The 26,054-nt window shown below is 70.9% G+C and carries 19 protein-coding genes; 14 read left to right on the top strand and 5 right to left on the bottom strand.

Features of this window, described 5'->3' with window-relative positions:
- Positions 1–9 precede the first annotated feature (9 nt).
- The 4 genes from ACW4TU_RS11470 (at position 10) to ACW4TU_RS11455 (ending at position 7,395) form a co-directional block, all read left to right on the top strand.
- The gene (locus tag ACW4TU_RS11470; protein WP_457427222.1) at positions 10–2,238 is read left to right on the top strand and encodes a WD40/YVTN/BNR-like repeat-containing protein; all 2,229 of its coding nucleotides are present in this window, start codon (positions 10–12) and stop codon (positions 2,236–2,238) included.
- Positions 2,238–4,202, top strand: coding sequence for a beta-galactosidase (locus ACW4TU_RS11465; RefSeq protein ID WP_457427220.1), 1,965 nt, complete (start codon positions 2,238–2,240; stop codon positions 4,200–4,202). Before ACW4TU_RS11470 ends, ACW4TU_RS11465 begins: the two co-directional genes overlap by 1 nt.
- Positions 4,199–6,595: a glycosyl hydrolase family 95 catalytic domain-containing protein gene (locus ACW4TU_RS11460; RefSeq protein ID WP_457427218.1), complete on the top strand. Its 2,397-nt coding sequence runs from the start codon at positions 4,199–4,201 to the stop codon at positions 6,593–6,595. The genes ACW4TU_RS11465 and ACW4TU_RS11460 overlap by 4 nt, the downstream gene beginning before the upstream one ends.
- An 80-nt stretch (positions 6,596–6,675) precedes the next feature.
- Positions 6,676–7,395 carry a glycoside hydrolase family 12 protein gene (locus ACW4TU_RS11455; RefSeq protein ID WP_457427216.1) on the top strand — a complete coding sequence of 240 codons (720 nt, stop codon included), beginning with the start codon at positions 6,676–6,678 and terminating at the stop codon, positions 7,393–7,395.
- A gap of 39 nt (positions 7,396–7,434) precedes the next feature.
- On the opposite strand, the gene ACW4TU_RS11450 is transcribed toward ACW4TU_RS11455, so the two are convergent.
- The 3 genes from ACW4TU_RS11450 to ACW4TU_RS11440 form a co-directional block, all read right to left on the bottom strand.
- Positions 7,435–8,622 carry a sulfotransferase family protein gene (locus tag ACW4TU_RS11450; RefSeq protein ID WP_457427214.1) on the bottom strand — a complete coding sequence of 396 codons (1,188 nt, stop codon included), beginning with the start codon at positions 8,620–8,622 and terminating at the stop codon, positions 7,435–7,437.
- Between the two features lie 287 nt (positions 8,623–8,909).
- The gene (locus ACW4TU_RS11445) at positions 8,910–10,961 is read right to left on the bottom strand and encodes a glycoside hydrolase family 31 protein (RefSeq protein WP_457427212.1); all 2,052 of its coding nucleotides are present in this window, start codon (positions 10,959–10,961) and stop codon (positions 8,910–8,912) included.
- A gap of 191 nt (positions 10,962–11,152) precedes the next feature.
- Positions 11,153–12,166 (bottom strand): LacI family DNA-binding transcriptional regulator, encoded by a 1,014-nt coding sequence (locus ACW4TU_RS11440; RefSeq protein ID WP_457427210.1) that lies wholly within the window; start codon positions 12,164–12,166, stop codon positions 11,153–11,155.
- 374 nt (positions 12,167–12,540) lie between these two features.
- Here ACW4TU_RS11440 and ACW4TU_RS11435 point away from each other — a divergent pair, with 374 nt between their 5' ends.
- A complete protein-coding gene (locus ACW4TU_RS11435) occupies positions 12,541–14,487 on the top strand; it encodes an acyl-CoA dehydrogenase family protein (RefSeq protein WP_457427208.1) in 1,947 nt (648 codons plus the stop codon).
- A 57-nt stretch (positions 14,488–14,544) separates the two neighbouring features.
- Here the strand turns inward: ACW4TU_RS11435 and ACW4TU_RS11430 are convergent, their stop codons facing one another.
- Positions 14,545–14,997 (bottom strand): lamin tail domain-containing protein, encoded by a 453-nt coding sequence (locus ACW4TU_RS11430; RefSeq protein WP_457427206.1) that lies wholly within the window; start codon positions 14,995–14,997, stop codon positions 14,545–14,547.
- A 156-nt stretch (positions 14,998–15,153) separates the two neighbouring features.
- Between ACW4TU_RS11430 and dxr the strand changes: the two genes are divergently transcribed.
- The 6 genes from dxr to ACW4TU_RS11400 all read left to right on the top strand — a co-directional run bounded on the left by dxr (position 15,154) and on the right by ACW4TU_RS11400 (position 22,749).
- The gene (gene dxr, locus ACW4TU_RS11425; RefSeq protein ID WP_457427204.1) at positions 15,154–16,425 is read left to right on the top strand and encodes a 1-deoxy-D-xylulose-5-phosphate reductoisomerase; all 1,272 of its coding nucleotides are present in this window, start codon (positions 15,154–15,156) and stop codon (positions 16,423–16,425) included.
- 8 nt (positions 16,426–16,433) lie between these two features.
- On the top strand, positions 16,434–17,726 hold the full coding sequence (locus ACW4TU_RS11420) for a M50 family metallopeptidase (protein ID WP_457430037.1): 1,293 nt from the start codon (positions 16,434–16,436) through the stop codon (positions 17,724–17,726).
- A gap of 225 nt (positions 17,727–17,951) precedes the next feature.
- Positions 17,952–19,109: a flavodoxin-dependent (E)-4-hydroxy-3-methylbut-2-enyl-diphosphate synthase gene (ispG, locus tag ACW4TU_RS11415; RefSeq protein ID WP_457427202.1), complete on the top strand. Its 1,158-nt coding sequence runs from the start codon at positions 17,952–17,954 to the stop codon at positions 19,107–19,109.
- A gap of 315 nt (positions 19,110–19,424) precedes the next feature.
- Positions 19,425–20,279 (top strand): GNAT family N-acetyltransferase, encoded by an 855-nt coding sequence (locus tag ACW4TU_RS11410; RefSeq protein WP_457427200.1) that lies wholly within the window; start codon positions 19,425–19,427, stop codon positions 20,277–20,279.
- A 98-nt stretch (positions 20,280–20,377) separates the two neighbouring features.
- Positions 20,378–20,953, top strand: coding sequence for a GNAT family N-acetyltransferase (locus ACW4TU_RS11405; RefSeq protein WP_457427198.1), 576 nt, complete (start codon positions 20,378–20,380; stop codon positions 20,951–20,953).
- Between the two features lie 89 nt (positions 20,954–21,042).
- On the top strand, positions 21,043–22,749 hold the full coding sequence (locus ACW4TU_RS11400) for a proline--tRNA ligase (RefSeq protein WP_457427196.1): 1,707 nt from the start codon (positions 21,043–21,045) through the stop codon (positions 22,747–22,749).
- A 106-nt stretch (positions 22,750–22,855) separates the two neighbouring features.
- Here ACW4TU_RS11400 and ACW4TU_RS11395 read toward each other — a convergent pair whose 3' ends face one another.
- Complete coding sequence (locus ACW4TU_RS11395; RefSeq protein WP_457427194.1) at positions 22,856–23,239, bottom strand: hypothetical protein; 384 nt, start codon at positions 23,237–23,239, stop codon at positions 22,856–22,858.
- A gap of 15 nt (positions 23,240–23,254) precedes the next feature.
- Here ACW4TU_RS11395 and ACW4TU_RS11390 point away from each other — a divergent pair, with 15 nt between their 5' ends.
- From ACW4TU_RS11390 to ACW4TU_RS11380, 3 genes are all read left to right on the top strand, one after another.
- Positions 23,255–24,235, top strand: coding sequence for an FAD:protein FMN transferase (locus ACW4TU_RS11390; RefSeq protein ID WP_457427192.1), 981 nt, complete (start codon positions 23,255–23,257; stop codon positions 24,233–24,235).
- Positions 24,232–24,825: a ferric reductase-like transmembrane domain-containing protein gene (locus ACW4TU_RS11385; protein ID WP_457427190.1), complete on the top strand. Its 594-nt coding sequence runs from the start codon at positions 24,232–24,234 to the stop codon at positions 24,823–24,825. Before ACW4TU_RS11390 ends, ACW4TU_RS11385 begins: the two co-directional genes overlap by 4 nt.
- Positions 24,826–24,958: 133 nt before the next feature.
- Positions 24,959–26,053, top strand: coding sequence for an NADH-ubiquinone oxidoreductase-F iron-sulfur binding region domain-containing protein (locus ACW4TU_RS11380; RefSeq protein WP_457430035.1), 1,095 nt, complete (start codon positions 24,959–24,961; stop codon positions 26,051–26,053).
- Position 26,054 lies beyond the last annotated feature (1 nt).

Below are 26,054 nucleotides of genomic sequence, written 5' to 3'. Positions count from 1 at the left end.
AGGTAAGTCATGTCTTCGTCGTCCCGTCCGAGTAGACGTGTCGTTCTTGCCGGGGCCGCTGCCGTTGGTGCGCTCTCCGCCGTGTCTCTTTCCGGTACGGGGGCCCAAGCAGCGACAGCCGCCCCTTCCTCCTACCGCTGGCGCACCGCAGTCATCGGCGGCACCGGGTTCGTCACCGGGGTGCTGTTCCATCCCTCCGTACGAGGTCTCGCCTACGCCCGTACCGACATCGGGGGCGCCTACCGGTGGGACGAGCGGGCCGCCCGCTGGACCGCGCTGACCGATCACCTCGGGTGGGACGACTGGAACCTCCTCGGGGTGGAGGCGATCGCCGTCGATCCCGCGCACCCCGACCGCGTGTACCTCTCCCTCGGGACCTACGCCCAGTCGTGGGCCGGGAACGGTGCCGTCCTGCGGTCCGAGGACCGGGGGGCGACCTGGGCCCGCACCGACCTGACCGTGAAGCTCGGGGCCAACGAGGACGGGCGGGGCGCCGGCGAGCGGCTGCTCGTCGACCCGCGGGACAGCGACACCCTGTGGCTCGGCACCCGGCACGACGGACTCCTCAAGTCCACCGACCGGGGCGCTACCTGGGCACCCGCGAGCACCTTCCCGGCCACCCCGAGCGCGAGCGGCCAGGGCGTCGTCCTCCTGGTCGCGGCCGGCCGTACCGTCTACGCCGGCTGGGGCGACGGCGACGGCAGGGGCACCGCCGGTACGGCCAACCTGTACCGCACCTCCGACGGCACGACCTGGGAAGCCGTGCCCGGACAGCCCGTCGGCGCCACCTCCGCCAAGGTCCCGATCCGCGCCGCCTACGACAAGCACACCCGGGACCTGTACGTGACGTACGCCAACGCGCCCGGCCCCAACGGTCAGTCGGACGGCAGCGTGCACAAGTTGCGCACGACGACCGGCAGTTGGACGGACGTGACCCCGGCTCTGCCGGGCGGGACCACAGCCGACGGCTCTGCCGACACCTTCGCCTACGGCGGGGTCGCCGTCGACGCCTGCCGCGCAGGCAGCCTCGTCGTCTCCACCAACAACCGCTGGGCCGACATCGACACGGTGTTCCGCTCCACGGACGGCGGCCGCAACTGGACGTCCCTCAAGGACAGCGCCGTGTTCGACGTGTCCGAGACCCCCTTCCTCAGGTTCGGCAAGGACAAGCCGAAGTTCGGCTGGTGGATCCAGGCGCTCGCCCTCGACCCCTTCGACTCCCGGCACATCGTGTACGGGACCGGCGCGACCCTCTACGGCACCCGCGACCTCAAGCACTGGGCCCCGCAGATCCGCGGCCTGGAGGAGACGTCCGTACGCCAGCTGATCTCGCCGCCGACCGGGGAGGCGCACCTGCTCAGCGGGCTCGGGGACATCGGCGTGATGTACCACGAGCGGCTCACGGCGTCCCCGTCGCGCGGTATGGCGTCGAACCCCGTGTTCGGGACGGCGACGGGCCTCGCGCAGGCCGCCGCGAAGCCGTCGTACGTCGTCCGGACCGGGTGGGGTGACAACGGCAACGGGGCCTTCTCGAACGACGGCGGGCGGAGCTGGGCGCCCTTCGCCACCCAGCCCGCCATCGCCAAGAACGCACCGGGGCCGATCGCCACCAACGCCGACGGCAGCGTGCTGCTGTGGACCTTCGTGCACTGGGACGGCACGAAGTACCCGGCCCAGCGCTCCACGGACAACGGCACGACCTGGTCCGAGGTCTCCTCCGTCCCGAAGGGCGCCACGCCGGTCGCCGACCCGGCCGACCCGACACGCTTCTACGCGTACGACACCGACACGGGAACGCTCTACGGCAGCACTGACAGCGGCCTCACGTTCACCGCCCGGGCGAGCCAACTGCCCGCCGGCGACAGCCAGTTCGCCCTGGCCGTGGCACCCGGACGCTCCGGTGACCTGTGGCTGAGCGCCAAGTGGAACGGGCTCCACCGGTCCACCGACGGGGGTGCCACCTTCGCCAAGGTCGCCGGCTGCTGGGCGTCGTACACGCTCGGGTTCGGCCGGCCGGCCAAGGGCGCCGCCTACCCGGCGATCTATCTGGTCGGTTCCACCGAGACCATCACCGCCGTCTACCGCTCCGACGACGAGGCCAGGACCTGGACGCGGATCAACGACGACGCCCATCAGTGGGGTTGGACCGGCGCGGCGATCACCGGCGACCCGAGGATCCACGGCCGCGTCTACCTCGCCACCAACGGGCGGGGCATCCAGTACGGGGAGCCCGTCTGATGCCGGGGCTCGGTGACGCCACCCGGGGGCGCATCCTGTTCGGCGGCGACTACAACCCCGAGCAGTGGCCCGAGGAGACCTGGGCCGAGGACGTCCGGCTGATGAAGGACGCCGGGGTCAACTCCGTCACGCTCGGCGTCTTCTCCTGGGCGAAGCTCGAACCCCGGCCGGGGGAAAGGGAGTTCGGCTGGCTGGACCGGCTGATGGACCTGATGCACGCAGGCGGCATCGGCGTCGTCCTCGCCACGCCCACCTCCTCACCGCCGCCCTGGATGGGCCGGCTGCACCCGGAGACCCTGCCCGTCGCCGAGGACGGGCGGATCGAGTGGTGGGGCGGGCGCCAGCACTTCGCGCACTCCAGCGCCGCCTACCGCCGCTACGCCGCCGCCATCACCGAGGACCTGGCCGCCCGATACGGCGGCCATCCCGCCCTCACCATGTGGCACATCAACAACGAGTACTGCACCTACGACTGGGGCGACGAGTCGGCCGCCGCCTTCCGCCGCTGGCTCCAGGACAGGTACGGCACGCTGGACGACCTCAACACCGCCTGGGGAACGGCGTTCTGGAGCCAGGGATACGGCGACTGGTACGAGATCCTGCCGCCGCGCCTTCCGCACTACATGCGCAACCCCACCCAGGTGCTCGACTTCAAACGCTTCACCTCCGACGCACTCCTGGAGTGCTACCTCGCGGAACGCGACATCGTCCGCCGCCACTCCCCGCACCTCCCGGTCACCACCAACTTCATGCCGATGTGGGTGGGGCAGGACGCCTGGCGCTGGGCCCAGGAGGAGGACGTCGTCTCGGTCGACATCTACCCCGACCCGCGCGACCCGCTGGGTGCCCAACAGGGCGCGCTGATCCAGGACATGACGCGTTCGCAGGCACGCGGCCCGTGGATGCTGATGGAGCAGGCGGCCGGCCCGGTCAACTGGCGGGGCGTCAACCACCCCAAGCCGCGTGGCCTCAACCGGCTCTGGTCGCTCCAGGCGGTGGCGCGTGGCGCCGACGCCGTCTGCTACTTCCAGTGGCGCCAGTCCCGGCAGGGCGCCGAGAAGTTCCACTCCGGCATGGTCAGCCACGCGGGCGAACACGGCCGGACCTTCCGGGAGGTGAAGCGCCTCGGTGCCGAACTGGCCGCCATCAGCGGCGAGGTGACGGGCAGCCGTACTTCCAACGAGATCGCCGTTCTCCACGACTGGCACGCCTGGTGGGGCAGCGCCCAGGACGGCCGGCTCTCCTCCGAGGTGGACTACCCGCAGGTCGTACGGGCCTGGCACCGCGCCCTCTGGGAGGCGCACCTCGCGACGGACTTCGCCCACCCCGAGCACGACCTGTCCGCCTACCGGCTCGTCGTCGTACCGCAGCTGTACCTGCTCACGGACGCGGCGATCGACAACCTCCTGACGTACGTACGCGGCGGCGGCACCCTCGTCTGCGGATTCCTGACCGGAGTCGCCGACGAGGACGACCGGGTACGGCCCGGCGGCATGGACGCCCGGCTGCGCGAGCTGTTCGGGCTGGGCACCCTGCACGAGTGGTGGCCGCTGGACGCGGGCGAGACCGTCGAAGTGGACGGCTTCCAAGGCCACTTGTGGTCCGAGGAGTTGGAGGCCGACGGCGCCGACGAGGTCACCCCGTACAAGGGCGGCGAACTCGACGGCCTGCCGGCGGTGCTGCGCAGGGGCCGAGCCTGGTACGTCTCCACACTCCCCGAGCCCGACGCGCTGCGCGGCCTCCTCGCCCGGATCGGTGCCGACGCGGGCGTCCGGCCGGCGCTGGACGCGCTGCCCGCCGGGGTCGAGGCGGTCCGGCGCGGTGAGCTGCTCTTCGTGCTCAACCACGGCTCCGATCCGGTGACCGTCCAAGTGCCCGGTGTCCACCGGGATTTGCTGACCGGCGGCATCGTCATGGACGAGGTCTCGCTGGGCCGGTACGGAGTGGCGGTGCTGAAGCCATGACAACCGACGGACCCGTCCGCGGACTTGTCCACGGCACCTGGGAACCACGCCCCGCCGCCCGCTGGGAGGACGGCTATCTGAGCGGCAACGGCCGCCATGGCGCCCTGGTGTTCGGCGCCCCGGACAACGAACGTGTCGTCATCACCCACCACACCCTCGTCCGCCCGAACGGCGGCGAACACGCACGGCCGCCGCAACTGGCCGACCAACTGGCGGCCCTTCAGGACCGGTTGCTGGCCGGAGACACCGCAGCCGCCGAGACCTTCACAGACGGGCGGGAGCTGCAGTGGGTGCAGTCCTTCCACCCGGCGTTCCAGGTGCGGCTGCTCGGCGGAGCACCGGCGGGGGAGGGGCGTGACTATCGACGGTCCGTCGACTTCACCACCGGCGTCACCGACGCCGGATGCAAGGGCTGGCGCAGCCGGGTCTTCGTGTCCCGAGCGGACGACGTCATCGTCCAGTACGTCACCGGCGTCAACGGTGACTGCGGCGGCCCTGGCGGCTCCGGTGGCCCTGGTGTCACCGGCGGCTCTGGTATCACCGGCGGCTCCGGTAACCCTGGCGGCTCCGGTAACCCTGGCGGCCCTGGCGTCACCCGTGGCCCAGGCGGCCCCAGCGCCCCCGGTCTCACCCTCGACATCGACCTCGACCACCGACTCCCCGGCGCCCCGACGGAGTTGGGCATCGGCCAGAGCGTGGTGCGCACCCCCGAGGGTGCCCTGCTCACCCTCCGCGCCCGCTACCCGGGCAGCGGGCGCGCGTACACCGGGGTGACCCTCGTGGTGACGCCGGGCGGGGATACGACCCTCACCCCGCCCGGCGTCCGGGTCGAGGGTGCGGAGTCCGTGCTGCTGCTGACCCGCGTCGTCCGGCACATCGGCGAACTGGACACGGCGGACCATGCCCGCGCCCTGCGGGCACTGCTCCCGGACGCGGACGGCGAGCCGGGGTCCGCAGAGCGTACGTACGACCGCCTCCTCGCCCGCCACACTCCCCTCCACCGCACCGCCTACCAGCGCGTCACCCTCGACCTCGCCGCCGACGAGGCCGAACGCGCCCTGCCCGGCGCGGAGTTGCTCACCCGCGCGAAGAGCCCGGCTCTCCTGGAGCGCCTCTTCGCCGCCGGCCGCTACCATCTGCTCTCCGCCAGCGGAATGTGCCCGCCCCGCCTTGTGGGCCTGTGGACCGGCGACTGGAACACCGCCTGGTCCGGAGGGTTCACCACCGACGCCAACCTCAACCTCCAGACCGCGTCGGCGGTGGCCGGCGCGCTCCCCGAAGTCACCGAGGCCCACGCCTCCCTGATGCACCGCCAGACGCACGACTGGCGGGAGAACGCCCGCGCGGTCTTCGGCACCCGGGGTGTGGTCGCGCCCGCGCACACCGACGGCGAGTCCGGACTGACGTACCACTTCTCCCGTGAGTATCCGCTCCAGCTCTGGACGGCCGGCGCCGACTGGCTGCTCAAGCCCCTCGTCGACCACGACGAAACCGAGGGCGTCCGCGACCCGCGTACGGCCGCCCTGCTCGCCGAAGTCGCCCTGTTCTACGAGGAATTCCTCACCCGCACCGACGCCGACGGCCACCTCGTCGTCGTCCCCTCCTACTCACCCGAGAACCGTCCCGCGAACGCGAGCTGGGGCACCGTCAACGCCGCCATGGACCTCTCGGCGGCCCGGCACGCCCTGCTCGCCGCCGCCGACCACCACCCCGACGACCCCGAACGGGCCGGCCGCTGGCGGGCCTTGGCCGACCGGCTCCCACCGCACCGCGTCAACGCCGACGGCGCGCTCGCCGAATGGGCGTGGCCCGGCCTCGACGACACCTACGACCACCGGCACCTCAGCCATCTCTACGGTGTCTGGCCCCTCGACGAGATCAACCCGTACGACACCCCGGACCTCGCCGCAGCCGCGCACCGAGCCCTCCAACTCCGGGGCGCCGAGAACGACTCGGCCCACGGGCACCTGCACCACGCGCTGATCGCGGCCCGCCTCCGCGACGGCGATCGGGTCACCCACGCCCTCGGCCAGGTGCTCGACGGGGACTTCTTCCACGCCTCCCTGATGAGCGCCCACTACCCAGGGCGGGACGTCTACAACGCGGACGCGGCCCACGCCCTGCCGGCCGTGCTCATCGAGGCGCTCATCCAGTCGACCCCCGACCGGCTGGTCCTCCTGCCCGCGCTCCCGGCGGCCTGCCCCACCGGCCGACTCCGGGGCGTACGCACGAGGTTCGGCGCGGAGGTCGACCTCGACTGGGGACCGGGGCGGGGCCGGGCCGTCGTACGCCCCACCCGCAGCCACCGGATCGACCTCAGGACTTCCTCCGGCGCACGCACGCTCGATCTCGTCGCCGGAGAGGACCGCGTCCTCGACCTGGGGCCGCGGTAACCGCACCGAGGAACAGCGCAGCAGAGAACAGCACACAACCCCCACACCCGCGTTTCCCCCCACCCTTGGAAGGAACCCCCATGGCAACACGCACCCGCATGCTGAGCCGGATCACCAAGGCCATGCTGGCCCCCGCCCTCGCGCTCGGCGCCACCGTCGGTCTGGCTTCCGCCCCCGCTTCGGCGGCCGTCTGGAGCTCCTGCGACCAGTGGGGCAACACCTCGCTGAACGGCTACACCCTCTACAACAACATCTGGGGCTCCGGCGCCGGCAGCCAGTGCATCTGGGCCAACTCCGGTACCAACTGGGGCGTCAACGCCAACCACCCCAACACCGGCGGCATCAAGTCCTACCCCAACTCCAAGAAGGTGGTCAACAAGTCGATCACCTCACTCGGTTCGCTCTCCAGCAGCTACAACGTCTCGGTCCCGTCGTCCGGCGCGTACAACACGTCGTACGACATCTGGGACACCGACTACGACTACGAGATCATGCTCTGGGTCAACAAGACCGGAGCCGTCGGCCCGCTCGGCACCTCGCAGGGCAACGTGACGCTGGGCGGCCACAGTTGGACCGTCTACAAGGGCAACAACGGCGCGAACGAGGTCTTCTCGTTCATCCGCACCTCGAACTCGACGTCCGGCACGGTCAACGTCCTGCCGATCCTCAAGTGGATCAAGGACACCAAGGGCTGGTTCGGCAACGAGACGATCGGTGACGTGCAGTTCGGGTTCGAGATCACCTCGTCCTCCGGCGGCCTCAACTTCACCACCAACAGCCTGACGGTCAGCAGCAGCTGACGGACAGGCAGGTGGCAGGGCCGGGGCCGGGCGCGCCGTTCAGGCGCGGTCGACCTCGGCCCGCAGGGCGTTGTAGTCCGCGAAGGCCGCCTCGACGTCGGCGCGGGTCAGTCCGTAGCGGGCCAGGTCGTAGCGGTGGGGGCGGCTGCCTCTGAGGTGGGTGGCGACCGTGGGGAGCCGGGCGGCGTCGGCCTCGGTCCAGCGGGCGCCGACTGCGGCGTAGAGCTTCGGGGCGCCCGCGGCGGGGTCGGAGCCGAGCCAGGAGTACGGCACGTCCACCACGGCCTCGCGGGGGATGTCGGCCCGGGCCGCGAGTCCGCGCCGTACGGAGCGGCTGAGCAGGTCGAGCCAGGTGGCGCCGAGGGCGTGCAGGTCTGTTCTGCGCCGGGAGATGGTCATACCGCACTCGACCAGGCTGCAGAACGAGGCGACGGCGGTCACCGGGTCGCGGTGGGTCCACACGAGCGTGGCGTCCGGGAACACGGAGAGCAGGGCGTCGAGATTCCCGGTGTGCATGGGGGACTTGAGGATCCAGCGACGCTGCGGCCGACCGTACTGGAGCACTTGGAAGCACTCCTTGAGGTGACGGTAGTCGGGGACGAAGTCCCGCCCGAACTGCTGGGCGTGGTACTCGGGCAGCCGGGCCTGGGACAGCGGCACCAGGGCGTGCGGCAGGAGGAAGGTGCACTCCTCGGGGCCCTCGGCGGTCATGGGGTGGATCTCGCGGAAGCGCGGGCTGAGCAGATAGGTGCCGTTGAGCGTCCGGCGCGCGGACGTGACCGCCTTCCGCCGCTCACGGGGCGACGGTTCGAGGCCCGGGGCGAGCAACTCCCACAGCCGGGGGCAGCGGTGCTCGTCGGAGAGGGACAGCACGCCGTGGGTGAGAGTGGTGGCGGTGCGCGGGAGACCCACCACGAACACCGGCTTCCCGACGGGCTCCTGGGCAATGGCGGGGTGCTCGGCGATCAGCCGCCGGACCCGGGCCCGGTTGGTGAGATGCCGGCGGACGTGGGCCTGCGCGGACTGCCAGCCGACCGGAGACAGCTCCTCGTCCGCCGCCCACTCGGCGAGCAGCGGCCGGAATCCGTCGACGAACCACTCGTCCCCGTCCGCCCGCCCCGCCTTTCCTGCGATCCGGTCGAACACCCGGTCCGGATCGCGCCGGGAACCCAACGAGGGCCGCAGTAACAGGTTGGCCAGCGACAGAGGGAGGGGAGTGCCAGTCACGAGACGGGGTTCCTTTCCACGGGGACAGCAGGACAAGTGCGCCGAACCAGTGTGCTAAAAGCGCAAGTTGACGAACTCACCGCCCCCACCCCAAAGGGCCGCGGGAACTACAACGCACCCGCACCCGCCCCGGAACCGAACAGCCCCTCCCATGAGCCGGCCTCCGGCCACTACCAGGCGATCAGGAGACCGCCCCTATAGGGGCGCGGGGAACTGCGCGACAAGCCACAACGCACCCGCACCCGCCCCGGAACCGAACCGCCCCTCCCATGAGCCGGCGGCAGCCGCTACCCCGCGATCGGCAGACTCGCCCCGTCCCGCAGGAACAGCGGGATACGGTCCAGCGGCGCGTCCACCGTCACGGCCACACCGCCCTCATACGTCTCACCGGTCCATGCGTCCGTCCACGTCGCCCCCGCCGGCAGGTACGCCGTACGGCTCCTCGCGCCAGCCGACAGAACCGGGGCGACCAGCAGGTCGGGGCCGAAGAGATACGCGTCGTCGACCGACCACGTCGCAGGGTCGTCCGGGAACTCCAGGAACAGCGGGCGCATCACCGGCAGCCCCTCCTCGTGCGCCTCCCGCATCACCCGCAGCACGTACGGCTTCAGGCGCTCGCGGAGGTGGACGTACCGCTCCAGGATCGCGCCGGCCTGCTCACCGTACGACCACACCTCGTTGGGGCCGCCGGTCATGTCGGGGCCCAGCGGCAGGCCCGGGTCACGGAAGCCGTGCAGGCGCATCAGCGGGGACAGCGCGCCGAACTGGAACCAGCGGACCATCACCTCCTGGTACGCCGGATCGTCCGGGTCCCCGCCGTGGAAGCCACCGATGTCGGTGTTCCACCAGGGGATGCCGGACAGGGCGGTGTTGAGCCCGGCCGCGATCTGGCGGCGCAGGGTCGGGAAGTCGACGCCGATGTCACCGGACCACAGGGCGGCCCCGTAGCGCTGACTGCCCGCCCACGCCGAGCGGTTGAGACTGATCACCTCGTCCTCGCCGGACGCGATCAGGCCCTCGTAGAAGGTGCGGGCGTTCTCCACCGGGTACAGGTTGCCGACCTCCAGGCCGGGGCCCGCCCAGTACCGCAGGTTCTCCGGGAAGCCCGGCTTCAGCTCCGGCTCGCAGGCGTCCAGCCAGAAGGCCGTGATGCCGTACGGGGCAAGGTAGTTGTCGCGGATCTTCGACCACACGAACTCGCGGGCCTCCGGGTTCGTGGCGTCGTAGAACGCGACCTGGACGGTGGACGCGACACCCTTGTCCGGCCAGTCGGCGTGCGCCATCGGGCCGTACTGCGTTCCGATGAAGTAACCGCGCTGCTCCATGAGCTGGTGGTTCTCGGAGAGCGGCGACACCGAGGGCCAGACGGAGACGACGAGTTTGACGCCCATCTCCGCCAACTCCCGGACCATGGCGGCCGGGTCGGGCCACTCGGCCGGGTCGAACTTCCAGTCGCCCAGATGCGTCCAGTGGAAGAAGTCGCACACGATCGCCCGCAGCGGCAGTCCGCGCCGCTTGTACTCCCTTGCCACGTCGAGGAGTTCGTCCTGGGTGCGGTAGCGCAGCTTGCACTGCCAGAAGCCCGCCGCCCACTCCGGCAGCATCGGCGTACGTCCCGTCACCGCGCTGTAGCGCCGCTGGGCGTCGGCCGGCTGCCCGGCCGTGATCCAGTAGTCGATCTGCCGGGCCGAATCCGCCACCCAGCGCGTCCCGTTGCCCGCCAGCTCCACCCGCCCGATCGCCGGGCTGTTCCACAGCAGTGTGTAGCCGCGGCTGGAGGTGAGCACCGGCACGGACACCTCGGCGTTGCGCTGCACCAGGTCCAGCACGACACCCTTCTGGTCGAACCGGCCGTGCTGGTGCTGCCCGAGCCCGTACAGCTTCTCGTCCTCGTAGGCGGCGAACCGCTGCTCCAGCCGGTGGTAGCCGTTGCCGACGGCCGTGTAGAGACGCGAGCCCGGCCACCAGAAGTGCGCCCGCTCCTCGGCGAGCAACTCGGCCGCGTCATCGGTGCGCAGGAAGCGGATCAGACCCTCGACGCTCACCTCGACGGTCAACGCCCCGACGGTCAACTGCCCCTGGCCGTCCTCGGTCTTGACGGTGTACGGCGTCGACTCCGGCGCGTCCAGCAGGGCACCCGGGAGCCCCTCCAGGACCGGCCCGCCGAGCCGGGTCCGGACCCGGACCGCGTCCGGGCCCCAGGGTTCTATCCGTACGGTCTCCTGCCGGCCGCTCCACTCCAGCGCACCGTCCCGCTCACGGAACGTACCGACGGTGGGGGAGGACTGCGCGAGGCTGACCGCGCCTGACGGGGGCAGGGATTCGGCGGGCTGGTTCACGTGGCGGCTCCTGAAGGAAGGAGTGGGGAAGGGGTGGCTGCGGGGGACCCCGGCACGGCTCCGGCGGCCGGTCCGGGACAGGCTGAGGTGCCCCAACGACCTTTGGAGGAGCGGGCGTTGGGTGTTTTCGGCGGGCGAGGTTTTCGGTTGTGAGCGGGGACTGCGAGCGAGGAGGAGGAAGTGGCCGAGGATCAGGAAGTGGCCGGGGCCGGTCCCGTACTCGCACGCACCGACAACTCGGGAGCGATCAGTGCGACTTCGTCGCTACCGCGCCCTTCGAGCTTGGCGATCAGCAGTTCCACGGCGCGGCGCCCCATCTCCTGTGCGGGAATGGCGACGGACGTCAGCCGCACCGAGGCCTGGGTGGCGACCTGGTCCGGGCAGACGGCGATGACCGACACGTCCTCCGGCACCGCCCGCCCCTGCTGGCGCAGTAGCGCGAGCAGCGGCTCGACCGCCGACTCGTTCTGCACGACGAACCCCGTGGTGCCCGGCCGTTCGTCGAAGATCCTGGCCAGGGTCACCGTCATCGCGTCGAACCCGCCCTCGCACGGCCGGTGCAGCACCCGCACCCCCAACTCCCTCGACCGGGACCGGAGTCCGTCGAGCGTGCGCTCGGCGAAACCGGTGTGCCGTTCGTAGACCGCGGGCGCCTCGCCGATGACGGCGATGTCCCGGTGCCCGAGCTCCGCGAGGTGCTCGGCACACAGCGCGCCCGTCGCCCCGAAGTCGAGGTCGACGCAGGTCAGGCCCTCGGTGGCGGCCGGCAGTCCGATGAGCACGGACGGCTGGTCCGTCTCGCGCAGCAACGGCAGCCGCTCGTCGTCGAGTTCGACGTCCATCAGGATCATCGCGTCGGCGAGCCCGCTGCCGGTCACCCGGCGCACGGCGTCGGGGCCCTCCTCGCCGGTCAGCAGCAGCACGTCGTACCCGTAGGTGCGGGCGCTGGTGGCCACCGCGATGGCGATCTCCATCATCACCGGCACGTACATGTCCGTACGCAGCGGGACCATCAGGGCGACGATGTTGGAGCGACTGCTCGCCAGCGCCCGGGCTCCCGCGTTCGGGTGATAGCCGAGCTGTTGGATGCTCTGCTCGACCCGCTGCCGGGTCCCCACGGAGATGGACCGCTTGCCGCTGAGGACATAGCTCACCGTGCTCGCCGAGACTCCGGCGTGCTGGGCGACCTCGGCGAGAGTGACCATCCAGCTCTCCAAGCATTGTGTGAAGCGCTTCGACAGTGCGCGTAATGGATAACAGCGACGTATAACAGCGAGTGAGGGGTGGAACGACAGTATCCCCACCCGGGTTGGGTGTCCATATGTTGTCGAAGCGCTTCGACAAGGTTTTTCGGGGCCTTCTCGGCCACCATGGCAACTTTCCCACCCAGCGGTGCCCGTTGAGGAGTGCTGGGCCCGATCGGTCGGCGTCGGCCGACGGGCGGGGCGCCGAGGGTCTGTCCCGGCCGTTGGCTGCGCGAGGACTGGTGGGGTCGCCCGTAATCGGGTACCAACGATCGAGTAGCACCGATCAGTAACGTACGGTCCTCAAGATCCCGATTCGCGGCGAGGTGTGCCTCATGTCCGCAAGCCCAGCTAGCCCCCCAGTCAAACCCGCAGTCACCGAGCGGGAGGCCCGCCAGGTGGCGGAGGCCGCCCGGGAGCAGGGCTGGCGCAAGCCCAGCTTCGCCAAGGAACTGTTCCTCGGCCGCTTCCGGCTCGACCTCATCCACCCGCACCCCCTCCCGCCCGCCGAGGACGCGCGACGCGGCGAGGCGTTCCTCGCCGAGCTGCGCGACTTCTGCGAGACGAAGATCGACGCGGCCCGCATCGAGCGCGAGGCCCGGATCCCGGACGAGGTGGTCAACGGGCTCAAGGAGCTCGGCGCCCTCGGCATGAAGATCGACACCAAGTACGGCGGCCTCGGCCTCACCCAGGTCTACTACAACAAGGCGCTCGCCCTGGTCGGCTCCGCGAACCCGGCCCTCGGCGCGCTGCTCTCCGCCCATCAGTCGATCGGCGTACCGCAGCCGCTCAAGCTCTTCGGCACCCAGGAGCAGAAGGACGAGTTCCTGCCGCGCTGCGCCCGCACCGACATCTCCGCGTTCCTGCTGACGGAGCCGGACGTCGGCTCCGACCCGGCGCGGCTCGCCACCAGCGCGGTACCGGACGGCGACGACTACGTCCTGGACGGCGTGAAGCTCTGGACGACCAACGGAGTCGTCGCCGACCTCCTCGTCGTCATGGCCCGCGTACCGAAGTCCGAGGGCCACAAGGGCGGCATCACCGCGTTCGTCGTCGAGACCGCCTCCGAGGGCGTCACCGTCGAGCACCGCAACGCCTTCATGGGCCTGCGCGGCCTGGAGAACGGCGTCACCCGCCTCCACCAGGTGCGGGTCCCGGCCGCCAACCGGATCGGCCCCGAGGGCGCGGGTCTCAAGATCGCCCTGACGACACTGAACACGGGCCGCCTGTCACTGCCCGCGATGTGCGTGGGCGCCGGGAAGTGGTGTCTGAAGATCGCCCGGGAGTGGTCGGGCGTACGGGAGCAGTGGGGCAAGCCGGTCGCGCTGCACGAGGCGGTCGGCGCGAAGATCAGCTTCATCGCGGCCACCACCTTCGCCCTGGAAGCCGTCCTCGACCTCTCCTCCCAGATGGCCGACGAGAACCGCAACGACATCCGCATCGAGGCCGCCCTCGCCAAGCTGTACGGCTCCGAGATGGCCTGGCTGATGGCCGACGAGCTCGTGCAGATCCGCGGCGGACGCGGCTTCGAGACCGCCGAGTCGCTGGCCGCCCGCGGCGAACGGGCTGTCCCCGCCGAACAGGTCCTGCGCGACCTCCGGATCAACCGCATCTTCGAGGGCTCGACGGAGATCATGCATCTGCTGATCGCCCGCGAGGCCGTCGACGCCCATCTGACGGTCGCCGGTGACCTCATCGACCCCGACAAGTCGCTGTCGGACAAGGCGAAGGCGGGCGCGAACGCCGGTGTCTTCTACGCCAAGTGGCTGCCCAAACTGGTCACCGGAGCCGGACAACTCCCGCGCTCGTACGCCGAGTTCAAGCGCGACGGCGTCGACCTCTCGCCGCATCTGCGCTACGTCGAGCGCAGTGCCCGCAAGCTGGCCCGCTCGACCTTCTACGCCATGTCCCGCTGGCAGGGCCGGATGGAGACCAAGCAGAGCTTCCTCGGCCGGATCGTCGACATCGGCGCCGAACTGTTCGCGATGAGCGCGGCCTGCGTACGCGCCGAACTCCTGCGCGCCCAGGGGCAGAACGGCCACGAGGCCTACCAACTGGCCGACGCCTTCTGCCGCCAGGCCCGCGTCCGTGTCGAGGAACTCTTCGGCCGCCTGTGGACCAACACCGACGACGTCGACCGCGCGGTGGTCAGGGGCGTCCTCGCCGGCACGTACACCTGGCTGGAGGAGGGCGTCGTCGACCTCTCGGGCGAGGGCCCCTGGATCGCGGACGCCACCCCGGGCCCGACGAAACAGGAGAACGTCCACCGTCCCATCCGGTGAGAGGACCCCGCGCCCCACTGGGGCGCGGGGCTGTGTTCCGGCCCTACAGCGGAGCGCCTAGCAGGCTTTGTCGCTCGGGTCGCTGGTCGTCCACTTGCAGTCGTCGACCTTCGACCCGTTCGCTCTCGTCAGGATCGCCGTGTCGCTGGTGTTGTTCCAGACGTACGCGCGCCGGTTCTGGAACTTGGTGGCCGCGGTGTCCGTCCCCTTGCCGGTGCGGATCTTCATGGTCTTGCCCGCGCCGATCCTCAGATTGGCGAAGGTGTACTTGTGATTGGCGACGTCCTTCAGGATCCAGCCCTTGAGTGATATGGGCGCCGAGCTGGTGTTCTTGATCTCCACCCACTCCCCGTTGAGGGAGGCGTTGGAGCCGTTGTCCGAGCCCGGACTGTCGAACCACACGTGCCGGATGACCACCCCGCCGGCCGCCTCGGCCGGAGTGCTGAGTACCGCGCCGGTCAGGGCAACGGCGCCCGCGAGCGCGGGCAGGGCAGCGCGTCGAATGCGCATCGAGATCCCCCCAAGGATTTCGTCCACGACTGACCGGTCGTCCACCGATCAGGAAAGAAGTGTTATCACACGATCTTTATGTCGGTTTCGCTTATGGACACTCGGCCCGGGGGACGCCCTGTCCTCACTGTCGGTGGCAACGGCCACAATGGAGGGATGAGCGACAGTCCAGCCCCACTCGCAGACCCGCACCTCGTCTTCGACCCCGTAGCCGGAGGCGGCGCCAGGGACGTGGTGATCCTCGGTTCCACCGGGTCGATCGGCACCCAGGCCATCGACCTCGTGCTGCGCAACCCGGACCGCTTCCGAGTCACCGGGCTCTCCGCCGCGGGCGGCCGGGTCGAGCTCCTCGCCGAGCAGGCGCACCGGCTGCGCGTGCGCACGGTCGCGGTGGCCCGCGAGGACGCCGTACCGGCCCTGCGCGAGGCGCTGAGCACGCGGTACGGCGCAGGCGAGCCGCTCCCCGAGATCCTCGCCGGACCGCAGGCGGCCACCCACCTCGCCGCCGCCGACTGCCACACGGTGCTGAACGGCATCACCGGCTCCATCGGCCTCGCCCCCACCCTCGCCGCCCTGGAGGCGGGCCGCACCCTCGCGCTCGCCAACAAGGAGTCGCTCATCGTCGGCGGCCCGCTGGTCAAGGCGCTCGCCGGACCGGGCCAGATCATCCCGGTCGACTCCGAGCACGCGGCCCTGTTCCAGGCCCTGGCGGCCGGCACCCGGTCCGATGTGCGCAAGCTCGTGGTCACGGCCTCCGGCGGCCCCTTCCGCGGCCGTACGAAGGCGCAGCTGGCCGACGTGACGGTCGAGGACGCGCTCGCGCACCCCACCTGGGCGATGGGCCCGGTGATCACGATCAACTCCGCGACGCTCGTCAACAAGGGCCTGGAGGTGATCGAGGCACACCTCCTCTACGACATTCCCTTCGACCGCATTGAGGTGGTCGTGCACCCGCAGTCGTATGTCCACTCGATGGTTGAGTTCACGGACGGATCGACACTGGCCCAGGCCACGCCCCCCGACATGCGTGGCCCCATCGCGATCGGCCTCGGCTGGCCGGAGCGGGTCCCGGACGCGGCCCCCGCGTTCGACTGGAGCAAGGCGTCGACGTGGGAGTTCTTCCCGCTCGACACCGAGGCGTTCCCGTCGGTCGGCCTCGCCCGGCATGTCGGGAAGCTCGCGGGCACGGCCCCCGCGGTGTTCAATGCGGCGAACGAGGAGTGCGTGGAGGCGTTCCGCAGCGGCGGGCTACCGTTCAACGGAATCATGGAGACCGTGACCCGGGTGGTCGAGGAGCACGGCACCCCTCGTACGGGAACTTCCCTGACCGTCTCGGACGTCCTTGAAGCGGAGTCCTGGGCACGCTCTAGGGCCCGGGAACTGACACAACAGACGAAGACACAGCAAGCGGCGGAGGCCCGTGCATGACGGCACTGATGATGATCCTCGGCATAGTCGTCTTCGTGATCGGCCTGCTGGTGTCGATCGCCTGGCACGAGCTGGGCCATCTCTCGACGGCGAAGCTCTTCGGCATCCGCGTACCGCAGTACATGGTCGGCTTCGGCCCGACGATCTGGTCGCGCCAGAAGGGTGACACCGAGTACGGCATCAAGGCGATCCCGTTCGGCGGCTACATCCGCATGATCGGGATGTTCCCGCCGGGCCCGGACGGCCGCATAGAGGCCCGCTCGACCTCCCCCTGGCGTGGGATGATCGAGGACGCGCGCGCCCACTCCTTCGAGGAGATGCTGCCGGGCGACGAGAAGCGCCTGTTCTACACGCGCAAGCCGTGGAAGCGCGTCATCGTGATGTTCGCGGGCCCGTTCATGAACCTGATCCTCGCGGTCGCACTGTTCCTGACCGTCCTCATGGGCTTCGGCATCGCGCAGGAGACCACCGCCGTCAGCTCGGTCTCGCAGTGCGTCATCGCCCAGAGCGAGGGCCGCGACGACTGCCGCAAGACCGACGAGGCCTCCCCGGCCGCGGCGGCCGGCCTCAAGGCGGGCGACAAGATCCTCTCCTTCGGCGGGGTCCAGGTCGACACCTGGAACAAGCTCTCGGACGAGATCCGCGCGAACCCCGGCAAGGAGGTGGCGATCGTCGTCGACCGCAAGGGAGAGCAGGTCACCCTCCACGCGAAGATCGCCACGAACCAGGTCGCGAAGAAGGACTCCAACGGCCAGATCGTCCAGGGCCAGTACGTCACGGCGGGCTTCCTCGGCTTCGGCGCGGCCAGAGGCGTCGTCCGTCAGGACTTCGGCGAGTCGGTGACCTGGATGGGCGACCGGATGGGCGAGGCCGTCGACTCGATCGCGAGCCTGCCCGGCAAGATCCCCGCCCTGTGGAACGCGGCCTTCGACGGCGGCGAACGCGCGGCGGACTCCCCGATGGGCGTGGTCGGCGCGGCCCGCGTGGGCGGCGAGATCTTCACCCTGGACATCCCGCCCAGCCAACAGCTTGGGATGGCGTTGCTGCTGGTGGCGGGCTTCAACCTGTCCCTCTTCCTCTTCAACATGCTCCCGCTGCTGCCGCTCGACGGCGGCCATGTCGCGGGCGCCCTGTGGGAGTCGCTGCGCCGGACCACGGCGAAGGTGCTGAAGCGCCCGGACCCGGGCCCGTTCGACGTGGCGAAGCTGATGCCGGTCGCCTATGTGGTGGCGGGACTCTTCATCTGCTTCACGCTGCTGGTCCTGGTGGCGGACGTGGTCAACCCCGTGCGCATCTCCTAGCCACAAAGGGTTTCCCGCGCGGTTCGCGGCGGCCGGGCACAGCGGAAGCACTCCGCTGCGCCCGGCCGTTCTCCATTGAGTGGGTTTACGTGCGATGGGGGTCCCCCGCCGAGTGCATTCGAGGTGGGGGAGTGCCCGGGCATGGGCACGTGCCGTAATCTCGAAGTCCGGAGCCCGCTGTTCCCGGGACCGGACCTTGAACCACAACTTGGGGTTGCACAGCAGATGACTGCGATTTCTCTCGGCATGCCGTCCGTTCCGACCAAGCTCGCCGAACGCCGGAAGAGCCGACAGATCCAGGTCGGTTCGGTCGCCGTGGGCGGAGACGCCCCGGTGTCGGTGCAGTCGATGACGACGACGCGTACGTCGGACATCGGGGCCACGCTCCAGCAGATCGCCGAGCTGACGGCGTCCGGCTGCCAGATCGTGCGCGTCGCGTGCCCCACGCAGGACGACGCGGACGCGCTGGCGACCATCGCGCGCAAGTCGCAGATCCCGGTGATCGCCGACATCCACTTCCAGCCGAAGTACGTGTTCGCAGCGATCGAGGCCGGCTGCGCCGCGGTCCGGGTGAATCCCGGCAACATCAAGCAGTTCGACGACCAGGTCAAGGAGATCGCGCGCGCCGCCAAGGACCACGGCACGCCGATCCGTATCGGCGTGAACGCCGGGTCGCTCGACAGGCGACTGCTCCAGAAATACGGCAGGGCCACCCCGGAGGCGCTCGTCGAGTCGGCGCTGTGGGAGGCGTCGCTCTTCGAGGAGCACGACTTCCGGGACATCAAGATCTCCGTCAAGCACAACGACCCGGTGATCATGGTCAACGCCTACCGGCAGCTCGCGGAGGCCTGCGACTACCCCCTCCACCTCGGAGTCACCGAGGCCGGTCCCGCCTTCCAGGGCACCATCAAGTCGGCCGTCGCCTTCGGCGCGCTGCTCAGCGAGGGCATCGGCGACACGATCCGCGTCTCGCTGTCCGCGCCGCCGGTCGAGGAGATCAAGGTCGGCAACCAGATCCTGGAGTCGCTGAACCTGCGCCAGCGCGGCCTGGAGATCGTGTCGTGCCCGTCGTGCGGGCGCGCCCAGGTCGACGTCTACAAGCTGGCCGAAGAGGTCACGGCCGGCCTGGAGGGCATGGAGGTCCCGCTGCGCGTCGCGGTCATGGGCTGCGTGGTGAACGGCCCCGGCGAGGCCCGCGAGGCGGACCTCGGCGTCGCGTCCGGCAACGGCAAGGGGCAGATCTTCGTGAAGGGCGAGGTCATCAAGACGGTCCCCGAGTCGAAGATCGTCGAGACGCTGATCGAGGAGGCGATGAAGATCGCCGAGCAGATGGAGGCGGACGGAATCGCTTCCGGGGAGCCGTCGGTGTCCGTGGCGGGCTGATATTCGCCCCCGCCGCCCCTACCCGTCCCGTCCTCGGGGGCGCTGCCCCCGAACCCCCGCTCCTCAATCTCCCCCAGAGGGGGGACCCCCAAGGGGCTGGATTTGCCGGCCGGGGCTTGATCTTTCAGCCCGTCCGGCGTTTGAGGACGAGCGCGTTCAGCGCGAAGGGGGGTCTGGGGGCGCAGCCCCCAGGAACGACGGCAGGCCGAGCCAACCTTCACCGGCAAGCGAGCGGCGCCCACCACAGGGCGACGCCGCTCAGCTTCCGCGGGTACAGTGCGGAGATCAGCAGACCGCATCGGTGAGGCCCCGCACGTGTTGACGCAGACCACCTCCCGGGTACTCGACCCGGGCGACCTGGACGCCGCGCTCGCCGTCCTCGGCCGCGAGCCGGTCGCGAACGCCTTCGTGACCTCCCGTGTCCAGGTGGCAGGCCTCGACCCCTGGCGCCTCGGCGGCGAGATGTGGGGCTGGTACGAGGACGGCATGCTCACCAGCCTCTGCTACGCGGGCGCCAACCTCGTCCCGATCTGCGCCACCCCGCGTGCCGTACGCGCCTTCGCCGACCGCGCCAGACGAGCCGGCCGCCGCTGCTCCTCCATCGTCGGCCCCGCCGAGGCCACCACCCTGCTGTGGCGGCTGCTCGAACCGAACTGGGGCCCGGCCAGGGAAGTCCGCCGCCACCAGCCCCTCATGGTCACCGACCGGCTGCCCGACCCCTCCGTCATCACCCCGGATCCATACGTCCGCCGCATCCTCAAGGAGGAGATGGAGACGATCATGCCGGCGTGCGTGGCGATGTTCACCGAGGAGGTCGGAATCTCGCCACTCGCCGGCGACGGCGGGCTCCTCTACCAGGCGAGGGTCGCCGAACTGGTCGGCTCCGGGCGCTCCTTCGCCCGCCTCGACAAGCACGGCAAGGTCGCCTTCAAGGCCGAGATCGGCGCCGCGACCTCGCAGGCCTGCCAGATCCAGGGCGTATGGGTGGCCCCCGAATACCGCGGCCAGGGCCTCGCCGCCCCGGGCATGGCCGCCGTACTGCGCTACGCCCTCGCGGACGTGGCCCCGTTGGTCAGCCTGTATGTGAACGACTTCAACACCCCCGCCCGCCGGACATATCTGAGGGTGGGCTTCAGGGAAGTCGGCGCGTTCATGAGCGTCCTGTTCTGAGACGACCCCCGTCGTCCGGGCGATCCGGGGGTATGGGGGTCAGCCACATCCGGCCCGCGCCCCGCAAGGACACTCCGCACCCCCTGTAGTCTCCCGACATGCCGCGCTTCCCCGGTCAGGACCACCGTCACCCCCGCCCCCACGACGTGGTCGTCGGCACCCTCGACCTCGCCGCCCGGGTCGACGAGGCGCTCGCCGTCCAGGCCGTGGCGTTCGGGCTCGGCGCCGACGAGGTCGCCGTACGCAGGCAGATCGTCCTGCGGCACCTGACCTACCCCGGCGCCCGCGCGCTCGGCGCGACCACCCCCGAAGGACGGCTCGCCGGGTTCGTGTACGGCATGCCGAACGACCGTACGCACTGGTGGTCCACCGTCGTCGAGCCGTATCTGCGCAGACAGGGCCACGACGCCTGGCTCGACGACTCCTTCGTGATCACCGAACTGCACGTCCACCCGACCTTCCAGAACATCGGCGTCGGCCGCGCCCTCATCACCGCCATCACCGACTCCGCCGCCGAACCCCGCTCGATCCTCTCCGCGATCGACACCGACAGCCCGGCCCGCGGCCTCTACCACTCCCTCGGCTACGAGGACCTGGCCCGCCAGGTCCTCTTCCCCAGCGCCCCGAAGCCGTACGCGGTGATGGGCGCCCCGCTGCCTCTGCGCCGCCGCTGATCTGTCCGCACCGGCGTATCGATTTCCACCGTCCCGCACCCCCCGGCTAACCTCCTGCCATCACCCTTACGCAGCAGGAGTCGAGAATCATGGCCCAGGCCCAGGTCCAGCGCATGTCCCGTTTGATGGTCAAGACACTGCGTGACGACCCCGCCGACGCCGAGGTGCTCAGCCACAAACTGCTGGTCAGGGCCGGTTATGTACGCCGTACCGCCGCCGGTCTGTGGTCCTGGCTGCCGCTCGGCAAGAAGGTTCTGGCCAACGTGGAGCGCGTCGTCCGCGAGGAGATGGACGCCATCGGCGCCCAGGAGGTCACGCTGCCCGCCCTGCTGCCGAGGGAGCCGTACGAGGCGACCGGCCGCTGGGACGAGTACGGCCCCGAGCTGTTCCGCCTCAACGACCGCAAGGGCGGCGACTACCTCCTCGGCCCGACCCACGAGGAGATCTTCACCCTCCTGGTCAAGGACCAGTGCACGTCCTACAAGGACCTGCCCGTGATCCTCTACCAGATCCAGAACAAGTACCGCGACGAGGCCCGCCCGCGCGCCGGCATCCTGCGTGGCCGCGAGTTCCTGATGAAGGACTCCTACTCCTTCGACACGGAGGACGAGGGCCTGGCCAAGTCGTACGCCCTGCACCGCGAGGCGTACCAGAAGATCTTCGCGCGTCTCGGCCTCGACTACCGCATCTGCGCCGCCACCGCGGGCGCCATGGGCGGCTCCAAGTCCGAGGAGTTCCTCGCCCCGGCCGCCGCCGGCGAGGACACCTTCGCCGACTGCCCCAACTGCGACTACGCCGCCAACACCGAGGCGATCACGTACGCGCTCCAGCCGGTGGACGGGTCGGCCGTCCCCGCCCTCGAAGAGATCCCCACCCCCGACACCCCGACCATCGAGACGCTCGCCGCGTACCTGGAGGTCGCCGCCTCCGCCACCCTCAAGAACCTCCTGGTCAAGGTGGACGGCGAGATCGTCGCGATCGGCGTCCCCGGCGACCGTGAGGTCGACCTGGGCAAGGTCGAGGCGCACTTCGCGCCCGCCGTCGTCGAACTCGTCACGGCCGAGGACTTCACGGGCCGCGACGACCTCGTACGCGGCTACGTCGGCCCGCAGGGCCTGGAGAAGGTCCGCTACTTCGCCGACCCGCGCATCGCCCCCGGCACCGCCTGGATCACCGGCGCCAACAAGGCGGGCCTGCACGCGAAGAACGTCGTCGCAGGCCGTGACTTCGAGGTCGACGGGTACATCGACTCCGTCGTCGTCCGGGAAGGCGACCCCTGCCCGGCCTGCGGCACCGGTCTGAAGCTGGACCGCGCCATCGAGATCGGCCACATCTTCCAGCTCGGCCGCAAGTACGCCGACGCCCTCGGCCTCGACGTCCTCGGCCAGCAGGGCAAGCCGGTCCGCGTGACCATGGGCTCGTACGGCATCGGCGTCTCCCGCGCGGTCGCGGCCCTCGCCGAGCAGCACGCCGACGAGCAGGGCCTGTGCTGGCCCAAGGAGATCGCCCCGGCCGACGTCCATGTCGTCGCCGCCGGCAAGGCCCTCCAGACCGAACTGGCCCTCGACGTCTCCGACAGGCTGGCCGCGGCCGGCGCCCGCGTCCTCGTCGACGACCGGGCCGGCGTCTCCCCGGGCGTCAAGTTCACGGACGCCGAGCTGATCGGCGTACCGAAGATCCTGGTGGCGGGCCGCCGTTCGGCCGAGGGCGTCCTCGAACTGAAGGACCGCCGGACGGGCGAGCGCGAGGAACTGACGGTCGAGGAAGCGATCGCCCGCCTGACCGCCACCGCCTGACAACGGGCGGGATTTAAATCCGGCTCTCAGAGAGTTCTCGGGAGGCGTATGGACGCCTCACAGACTTCTCTCAGGCCGTTCCCCGAACGTAGGACGTGACACCGAGTCACATCCTATGGAGGGGAACGGCCATGACGGTCAAGGAGCAGGAGCGGGGAGCCGCCGCGGCGGTGCGCAGAGGGATGCGGCGTACGGCGGCCGTGGCGGCGGCGGTCTCGCTGGCCGCGGCGGCCGGGGTGTTCGCCCTCGTCGGCACGATGGAGTCGGACGCGGCGACGACCGCGAGCAGCACCTCGGACTCGACATCCAGTTCGAGCAGCAGCACGAGTACCGACACCAGCACGAGTACCGACACCAGCACGAGTACCGACACCAGTACGGATACGGCGTCATCGGACTCATCGAGCTCATCCGACTCCTCGTCCGCCGGCCTCCAGTCCTCCTCGGACGATCTGACCTCCTCGGACTCCAGCGGCTCCGCCGACTCCACCTCGGGGGCGTCGTGATGACCACCGCCGTCCGCCCCACGGCCGCCGCCGACTGGCGTGCCCTCGGTACCAGCGTCCGGCTCGTCACCACCGACCCGGCCCTGCTGGACGCCTGCAACCTCCTTCTGGCCCGCCAGCTGGCCGAGGTCGACGCCACCTGCAGCCGCTTCCGTGCCGACTCCGAACTCTCCGCCCTGGACGCCACCGACGGCCGCCCGACCCGGGTCAGCCCGCTGCTCGCCGAGGCACTGGCGGTGGCGCTGCGCGCGGCCGAGGCGACCGACGGAGCCGTGGACCCGACGGTCGGCTCGGCACTGGAAGCCCTCGGCTACGACCGCGACTTCACCCTCGTCCAGGAGGACGACCGCCCGGTACGGCTCGCCGTGCGGCGCGTCCCCGGCTGGCGCCGGATACACCTGGACCGCGCGACCGGCACGGTCACCGTCCCGTCCGGCATCCGCCTCGACCTGGGCGCCACCGCCAAGGCCTGGGCCGCCGACCGGGCCGCGCGAACACTCGCCCGGACCGCCGGGTGCGGAGTCCTGGTGAGCCTCGGCGGCGACACGGCGGTCGCGGGTGAGCCCCCGGCGGGCGGCTGGCGCATCCGCGTCCAGGACGTCACCGGCCCGGCGGAGGAGCCGCCCGCCCAGGGCCCGTACGCCACGATCGGCCTGCACAGCGGCGGCCTCGCCACCTCCGGCACGGCCGCCCGCCACTGGCGCCGGGGCGAGCACACCCTCCACCACATCATCGACCCGAAGACCGGCCTCTCCGCCCGCACCCCCTGGCGCACGGTCTCCGTCGCGGCGGCCAACTGCGCCGACGCCAACGCGGCGACCACGGCGGCCCTGGTGAAAGGGGCGGGCGCGGAACTCTGGCTGACGAAGCTGGGCCTCCCGGCACGGCTGGTGACGGGAGACGGAACGGTCGTCACGACGCCGGGTTGGCCCCTCTCGGTCACCACCCGTACCGCCACGTCCCCGGAGGGATCCGCATGACCTCCGAAACCCTCTGGTACGCCAACCGGGCAACAGGCGCCGTATGCCTGGTCCTCCTCACCGTCGTCGTCCTGCTGGGCATCGCGGTGAGACTGCGGGCCAGACTCCCCGGCCTGCCCAGATTCGGCACCGTCACCCTCCACCGCACCCTCTCCCTCTCCGCCACCGCCTTCCTCGCGCTCCACGTAGCCGTCGCGGTGATCGACGGCTACGTCGACATCACACCCCTCGACGCCCTCGTCCCCTTCGTCTCCGACTACCAGCCCCTGTGGCTGGGCCTCGGCACGGTCGCCCTCGACCTGATGCTCGCGGTACTGGTCACCAGCCTGCTGCGCGCCCGCCTCGGCCACCGCACCTGGCGTGCCGTGCACTGGCTCGCGTATGTCTCCTGGCCGATCGCCCTCGTCCACGGCATCGGCATCGGCACGGACACCGGCGCCGACTGGATGACCTGGCTGACGGTGTCCTGCGTCGCCGCCGTCCTCGCCGCCTTCGGCCTCCGCACGGCCCACGCCGCACGCGCCTCCCGCCGGACCCCGGCAGCCCTGCTCCACACACCGGAACGCACGCTCGAAGGGGCCCGCTCATGACCGCCACGTACACCGAGGTCCTCATGTCGCCCCGCCTCCTGGCCCCCGGCGGCGCCCCGGCGGCGCCCCGGCCGACCTCACCACCCACGAGCAGCGTTACGGGCCCGTCGCGTACGGCAGTCCACCCCAACTCCTGCGGTCCGTCGCCGAGTCGGGCCTCACCGGGCGCGGCGGAGCAGCCTTCGCCACCTACCGCAAACTCGTCTCCGTGGCCGACACCGGACGCCGGACCGGCCGTGCCCCGGTGGTCGTCGCCAACGGTGCCGAGGGGGAGCCCGCGAGCCGCAAGGACAGGACGCTGCTGCATCTCTCGCCCCATCTGGTCCTGGACGGGCTCCAGTTGGCGGCCGAGGCGGTCGGTGCCGGGGAGGCGTACCTCGCCGTGGAGGCGGGCGCGAGCTATCTGGAGGCGGCCCTCGCCGAACGCCGTCGCGACCCGCTGTCCGTCAAGGTCGTCCGGGTTCCCCGACGGTTCCTGTCCGGCCAGTCCTCCGCCCTCGCCTCGTACGTCTCCGGCGGCGCCGCACTCCCGCAGCATCAGCGCCCGCCGGTGCGGGAACACGGAGTGCGCCGGGCCCCCACCCTCGTCCAGAACGTCGAGACCCTGGCCCACCTGGCGCTGATCGCCCGTTACGGCGCCGACTGGTTCCGGGCCGCCGGGACGCCCTCGGAACCCGGCAGCGCGCTGTGCACGGTGCACATACCCGGGCGCGAAGTGCGGGTCGTCGAGGCTCCGTTCGGGATGCCGATCGGCAGGCTGCTGCCACTGGGGCCCACCGGAGCGGTCCTCGTCGGTGGCTACCACGGCACCTGGATCCCGGCCCACGAGGCCGCCCAACTCCCGCTCAGTACAGCCAACCTGGGGGCGGGTGTGCTCGCCGCGCTGCCCACCGACCACTGCGGTCTCGCCGAAACCGCCCGCGTCCTGCGGTACTTGGCCCTGGAGTCGGCAGGCCAGTGCGGCCCCTGTCTCAACGGCCTGCCGCGGATCGCCGCCGCCTTCCAGACCCTGGCCGCCCCCGGTCCTCAGGGCACGGTCCGCGCGGACGTCGCCCGCTGGGCCGGCCTCGTCGAAGGGCGCGGCGCCTGCCACCATCCCGACGGCACGGTCCGCCTGGTCCGCTCGGCCCTGACCACCTTCGCCGCCGAACTCGACGCCCACGCGACCGGCCACTGCACGGCGACGGACGCGACCCCGCTGCTGCCCGTCCCCAACGAGAGGAGCTGAC

It is taken from the genome of Streptomyces kryoterrae (assembly GCF_054072135.1).
Note: the sequence above shows the minus strand (reverse complement) of the source record. Positions and strands in the feature narration are given on the sequence as shown.

What these genes read in the sequence shown, in the direction of transcription:
- ACW4TU_RS11470 (WP_457427222.1), top strand. Translation starts at nt 10, where the DNA reads ATGTCTTCGTCGTCCCGTCCGAGTAGACGTGTCGTTCTTGCCGGGGCC.
- ACW4TU_RS11465 (WP_457427220.1), top strand. Translation starts at nt 2,238, where the DNA reads ATGCCGGGGCTCGGTGACGCCACCCGGGGGCGCATCCTGTTCGGCGGC.
- ACW4TU_RS11460 (WP_457427218.1), top strand. Translation starts at nt 4,199, where the DNA reads ATGACAACCGACGGACCCGTCCGCGGACTTGTCCACGGCACCTGGGAA.
- ACW4TU_RS11455 (WP_457427216.1), top strand. Translation starts at nt 6,676, where the DNA reads ATGGCAACACGCACCCGCATGCTGAGCCGGATCACCAAGGCCATGCTG.
- ACW4TU_RS11440 (WP_457427210.1), bottom strand. Translation starts at nt 12,166, where the DNA reads ATGGTCACTCTCGCCGAGGTCGCCCAGCACGCCGGAGTCTCGGCGAGC.
- ACW4TU_RS11435 (WP_457427208.1), top strand. Translation starts at nt 12,541, where the DNA reads ATGTCCGCAAGCCCAGCTAGCCCCCCAGTCAAACCCGCAGTCACCGAG.
- ACW4TU_RS11430 (WP_457427206.1), bottom strand. Translation starts at nt 14,997, where the DNA reads ATGCGCATTCGACGCGCTGCCCTGCCCGCGCTCGCGGGCGCCGTTGCC.
- dxr (WP_457427204.1), top strand. Translation starts at nt 15,154, where the DNA reads ATGAGCGACAGTCCAGCCCCACTCGCAGACCCGCACCTCGTCTTCGAC.
- ACW4TU_RS11420 (WP_457430037.1), top strand. Translation starts at nt 16,434, where the DNA reads ATGATGATCCTCGGCATAGTCGTCTTCGTGATCGGCCTGCTGGTGTCG.
- ispG (WP_457427202.1), top strand. Translation starts at nt 17,952, where the DNA reads ATGACTGCGATTTCTCTCGGCATGCCGTCCGTTCCGACCAAGCTCGCC.
- ACW4TU_RS11405 (WP_457427198.1), top strand. Translation starts at nt 20,378, where the DNA reads ATGCCGCGCTTCCCCGGTCAGGACCACCGTCACCCCCGCCCCCACGAC.
- ACW4TU_RS11400 (WP_457427196.1), top strand. Translation starts at nt 21,043, where the DNA reads ATGGCCCAGGCCCAGGTCCAGCGCATGTCCCGTTTGATGGTCAAGACA.
- ACW4TU_RS11390 (WP_457427192.1), top strand. Translation starts at nt 23,255, where the DNA reads ATGACCACCGCCGTCCGCCCCACGGCCGCCGCCGACTGGCGTGCCCTC.
- ACW4TU_RS11385 (WP_457427190.1), top strand. Translation starts at nt 24,232, where the DNA reads ATGACCTCCGAAACCCTCTGGTACGCCAACCGGGCAACAGGCGCCGTA.